This window comes from Dellaglioa sp. BT-FLS60 (assembly GCF_054941065.1).
In genome coordinates this window covers 1-522 of record NZ_JBSOLI010000010.1, presented here as the reverse complement: position 1 = coordinate 522, position 522 = coordinate 1, and the positions used below count along the sequence as shown (strand labels likewise).

At 55.4% G+C, this 522-nt stretch carries 1 rRNA gene; it reads left to right on the top strand.

Annotated features, from left to right (window positions below):
* Positions 1-522, top strand: a 16S ribosomal RNA gene (locus ACVQ8P_RS00320); the annotation flags it as partial.

The following is a 522-nucleotide window of genomic DNA, read 5'->3' as shown; positions in this document are numbered from 1 at the left end:
CTCTAGAGTTTGATCCTGGCTCAGATTGAACGCTGGCGGCATGCCTTACACATGCAAGTCGAACGGTAACAGGTTAAGCTGACGAGTGGCGAACGGGTGAGTAATATATCGGAACGTGCCCAGTCGTGGGGGATAACTGCTCGAAAGAGCAGCTAATACCGCATACGACCTGAGGGTGAAAGCGGGGGATCGCAAGACCTCGCGCGATTGGAGCGGCCGATATCAGATTAGGTAGTTGGTGGGGTAAAGGCCCACCAAGCCAACGATCTGTAGCTGGTCTGAGAGGACGACCAGCCACACTGGGACTGAGACACGGCCCAGACTCCTACGGGAGGCAGCAGTGGGGAATTTTGGACAATGGGCGCAAGCCTGATCCAGCCATGCCGCGTGCGGGAAGAAGGCCTTCGGGTTGTAAACCGCTTTTGTCAGGGAAGAAAAGGTTCTGGTTAATACCTGGGACTCATGACGGTACCTGAAGAATAAGCACCGGCTAACTACGTGCCAGCAGCCGCGGTAATACGA